3 protein-coding genes are annotated in these 4,733 nt (G+C 73.8%); all 3 read left to right on the forward strand.

The annotated features are described in order from the left end of the window. The coding region (locus ABT122_RS33240) for an ATP-binding protein (RefSeq protein WP_351559866.1) at nucleotides 1-2,249 on the forward strand (2,249 nt) is incomplete at its 5' end. Nucleotides 2,250-2,568: 319 nt separating this feature from the next. Then, the gene (locus ABT122_RS33245) at nucleotides 2,569-2,907 is read left to right on the forward strand and encodes a hypothetical protein (RefSeq protein WP_351559868.1); all 339 of its coding nucleotides are present in this window, start codon (nucleotides 2,569-2,571) and stop codon (nucleotides 2,905-2,907) included. A gap of 544 nt (nucleotides 2,908-3,451) precedes the next feature. Beyond that, nucleotides 3,452-4,733: ATP-binding protein (locus ABT122_RS33250; protein ID WP_351559870.1), on the forward strand; the 1,282-nt coding region annotated here is incomplete at its 3' end.

Consider the following 4,733-nt stretch of genomic DNA (forward strand, 5'->3'; position numbering starts at 1 on the left):
TCTACGCCGACACCCGCCGGCTCCTCGCCGACGAGCTGGGCGTCGACCCGCGCCCCGAACTCTCCCGCCTCCAGGAGCGCATCCTCCGCGCCGACGAGGAGCTGGCCCGGCCCAGCGAGGAGGCCGCCCCCGCGCCCCGGATCGCCCAGCCCGCCCAGCTCCCGGCGACCGTGCCCGACTTCACCGGCCGGGTCTCCTTCGTCCGCGAGCTGGGCGCGCGGCTGGCGACCAGCGAGGGTTCGGTGATGGCGGTCTCCGCGCTCGCCGGCATCGGCGGCGTCGGCAAGACCACCCTCGCCGTGCACGTCGCCCACGAGGCCCGCCCGCACTTCCCCGACGGCCAGCTCTATGTCGACCTCCAGGGCGCCGGCAGCAGGGCCACCGAACCGGCCGCCGTGCTCGGCGCGTTTCTGCGCGCCCTCGGGGTCACCGACTCCTCCATCCCCGACTCACCGGCCGAGCGGGCCGCGCTCTACCGCTCCACGCTCGCCGGACGCCGTGTCCTGGTCCTGCTCGACAACGCCCGGGACGCCGCCCAGGTCCGCCCCCTGCTGCCCGGCACCTCGGGATGTGCCGCCCTGGTCACCAGCCGGGCGCGGATGGTCGACCTCGCCGGGGCGCACCTGGTGGATCTCGATGTGATGTCCCCCGAGGAGGCCCTCCAGCTCTTCACCCGGATCGTGGGCGAGGAGCGCGTCCTGGCCGAGCGCGAGGCGGCCCTCGATGTCGTCGCCGCCTGCGGCTTCCTGCCGCTGGCGATCCGGATCGCCGCCTCCCGGCTGGCCGCCCGCCGCACCTGGACCGTCTCCGTGCTCGCCGCCAAGCTCGCCGACGAGCGCCGCCGGCTCGACGAACTCCAGGCCGGCGATCTCGCCGTGAAGGCCACCTTCGAACTCGGCTACGGCCAGCTGGAGCCCGACCAGGGCCGCGCCTTCCGGCTGCTGGGCCTCGCCGACGGCCCCGACATCTCCCTCGCCGCCGCGTCCGCCGCGCTCGACCTCCCGCTCCAGGAGACCGAGGATCTGCTGGAGGGGCTCGTCGACACCTCCCTCCTGGAGTCCGCGGCGCCGGGCCGCTACCGCTACCACGACCTCGTCCGGCTCTACGCGCGTGCGTGCGCCGAACGCGACGAGCGCCCCGAGGACACCGGCGCCACGCTCTCCCGGCTGCTGGACTTCTACCTCGCCACCGTGAGCCGGGTGTACGCGATCGAACGGCCCGGCGACCGCCTGCCGGACCATCTGGAGCCCACCGCCCACGAAGGGCTCGCGTTCCCCGACGGCCAGGAAGCGCTGGACTGGCTCTACACCGAGGCCCACTGCCTGCTCGCCTGCGCCCAGCAGTCCACCGCCAACGGCGGTCTGCGCCGCGCCGTCGACCTGCTCTGGGCCGCCAAGGACCTGGCCGAGTCAGGGGCCAACTCCAAGCAGTACGCCACCGCGGCGCTCACCGCCCGGGACGCGGCCCGCGCCGCCGGGGACGCCCGGGCCCAGGGGCGCGCCCACACCACGCTCACCAATGTCCATCTGGTCGCCGGACGCTATCCGGAGGCCGACGAGCAGGCCCAGCAGGCGGCCCGGCTGGCGAGCCGGGCGGGCGACGCGGCGCCCGTCTTCTGGGCCAACAACGACCGCGGCATCATCGCCCTCAACCAGGGCCGCCACGCGGACGCCGAACGGTTCCTGCGCCAGGCCATCGAGGACTCGCGGGCGGACGGCAACGGGCCGGGCGAGGCGAGCGCGCTGTGCAATCTCTCCCGGCTGCACCTCTTCATGGGCCACACCGAGCAGTCCATCGACCTCGCCGAGCGCGGGCGCGACATCCTCGACGGGATCGGGCACACCCTGCGGCTCGCCAACGCCCGCTACACGCTCGGAGTCGCCCTGACCGAGGCCGCCAGGCACCAGGACGCCCTCCAGCAGCTCCTGGCGGCCCTGGACGGCTTCGAGTCGAACCGGCAGCGGCTGTGGGAGGGGACGACCCTGTTCCGTATCGCCCAGGCGCATCTGGCCGCCCGCCGGCCCGCCCGGGCCGCGCAACACGCGGAACAGGCCCTGGCCATCGGCTGCATCGGCGGCGACCGCATCCGCGCCAATGTCCTCATCACCCTCGGCCGGGCGCTCTCCGCGCTCGGCCAGGCCGACCGCGCCCGCGTCTGCTGGCGGGAGGCGCTCGCCCTGCACGAGCAGCTCGGGTCGGCGGAGGCGGAGGAGGCACGGGGGCTGCTCAACCCGCTCAGCGCCGCCTGAGGGGCCCGCGGGGGCCCGCCGCGGGCCCGCACGGGTCCCAGGGGGCCGTACGGGACGGCGCCGGGCCCGCTCCCCGGCCCCGTCCCGGACTCTGTGACAGGACTCTGCCTGGACGTTCATCGAATGTTTATGGGCTTCCGACATGCTCAGTGCAGTCGATCCGTCGCGTCGGGGGGCAGACGGATCGCGGGAACTCCACCACTCCGGGGGGCGGGTGAGGTTCCCCGGCCTTCCGTCCGGCGACCCTCGGGGGAGTCTCCGGGCGGAGGGCCGCTTCTGTTCATGGCTCAGCACGACAGCAATCCCATGGGGGACAGAAATGAACGAAACCGACAGCACGCTCGACAGCTCGCTCGACAGCTCGCCCGACAACGAGATCGGCACCGGCGTCACCGGCGCCACCGGCGTCACCGAGGACCTCGTGTCCAAGGACAACTACTCGCCGGCCCGGCCGCACTTCCTCGCGGACGGCGACACGAAGCCGAAGGACGACACCTACTCGCCGGGCCTCCCGGCCGGTGTGTCCCCGGCCGACGGCACTCTCGCCGAGGACGCCGTCATCACCAAGGACAACTACTCGCCCGCCCCGCCGAGGTTCCTCAAGGGCGGCGCCGGCAAGCCCCAGGACAACTACTCCCCGGCCCCGCCGAAGCCCTGACGCGCCGCGCCGGGCGACCGCGCGGCGGGACCCGGGAGGAATCCCCGGAACGGAATCCCGGAAACCATCCCCGGAAATCGAAATTCCGGTGCGGCCGGACGCCGGTCACCCCGAACGGCGGAAGATCCGGCAGCCGGGCTGAAAAAGCCTTCAGCCGATAAAAGACCCGAACCGAATATCTGAGCCGAAGGTCCGGTCCAGACCCTGAACCCAGGGGCCGAGCAGTGACCCTGGGTGAAGGAACCGGAAGCGAAGGACTGATCGGGGCTTCACCCGATGGTGTAGGGCCGCGGCGGCGGTGAGGGGGGCCGCCGCGGCCGTTCTCCGTCGTCGCACGGGCCCCGGGCGACTCCCCCACCACGCCACCTCTGCCCTCGGGGCTCCCTTCCGCCCACCCGGACACGGGGGGCGCGCGTGATCGGCCCCCGGGGCGCCGTCAGAATTACTTCCGGCAAAACCCCCCGCGATCACTCGATGACGGTGTGTACTTGGTCGGGCCGTTTCCCATACGACCCTGACCACCGCCATCCCCGAGGTCTATTCGATGATCGAGATACCGGATCTGGCCATCGTCGCCACCGGGACCCTGTCGGCGTTCTATTTGGGAAGCCATCTTCTGCGTTCGCGCCGGGAACGGGCGAAGCAGGTCACGGAGATCGAATCCCTGCGCACCCAACTGGACGCCGCCCGGCGGAAGAACGAGCACACCTCACGGACCTGTGCGGCCGAGGTGCTCCACCTGGCACAGGAGCGCATCCCGGCCGCCGCCACCCGTGCCGCCCACCCCCATGTGCAGGTGCCGGGACCACTGGACCCCACCCTCGCGGACAGTGATCTCGACACGAATCTGCACGCGGCCCTGCGGGGCGTCGCCACCGCGATGCTCCAGGAGCGCAAGCGGGTCGACGCGGCGGCCCGGGCCGGGATGCGCGGCGCGACCCGCGAGATCCAGGCCGGGCTCTACCGGCTCCAGGACGTCCTGCGCGGACTCCAGCAGCGCTACGACGACCCGGAGCTGTCCCAGACCCTCTACTCGCTCGACCACGAGAACGAACAGTCCCTGCGCCGCGCCCAGGTGGCCGCCGTCGTGTGCGGCGCGTGGGTGGGACTCGCCCGTGAGGAGTCCCACCTCGTCGACGCGGTGACCGGCGGACAGTCCCGGATCATCGGCTACCAGCGCGTCCACATCAGCAACCACCTGGAGAACGGCACCGCCCTCGTCTCGCACGCCGTCGAACCGGTCGCGATCATCGTCGCCGAACTGCTCGACAACGCCCTGCGGCACTCCTCGTCCGACACGACCGTGACGGTGAACCTGGAGCGCGCCCACCACGGTGTCACCGTCACCGTGGACGACGCGGGCGTCGGCATGGCCGCCGACGAACGGGCCTACGCCCAGCGGATGGTGGCGGGCCGCGACCCGATCCTCCTCTCCGAACTGGGCGACCCGCCCCGGATGGGTCTCGCCGCGATCGGCCAGCTCACCCGCCAGTTCGATCTGTCGGTCGATCTCTCCTCGCCCTCCCCCTACGGCGGGGTGCGGGCGGTGCTGCTGGTCAAGAACCACCTGCTCAGCCATATCGACCCGGCCGAGCGGCCCCAGGCCGCCAGCGCGCCGCACTCCACCCGGGGCAGCGCTCCGGCGGAGCCCGTACCGGCGGCGGCACAGCTCCCGGGCCCGACCGGGCACCCGGGCCACCCGGGGCCGGGGCGCCGGCGCCGCGCCCGCGCCGCCCCCCCCCCCCCCGCCCCCCCCCCCCCCCCCCCCGCCGCCCGCCCCCCCCCCCGCCCCCCCCCCCCCCCCCCCGGCGCCCCCCCCCCCCCCC

This window comes from Streptomyces sp. NPDC001985, assembly GCF_040296845.1.
Classification (GTDB): Bacteria; Actinomycetota; Actinomycetes; order Streptomycetales; family Streptomycetaceae; genus Streptomyces.

Excerpts from the sequence above, each read along its gene's own strand:
- ABT122_RS33245 (WP_351559868.1), top strand. The coding sequence starts at position 2,569 with ATGAACGAAACCGACAGCACGCTCGACAGCTCGCTCGACAGCTCGCCC.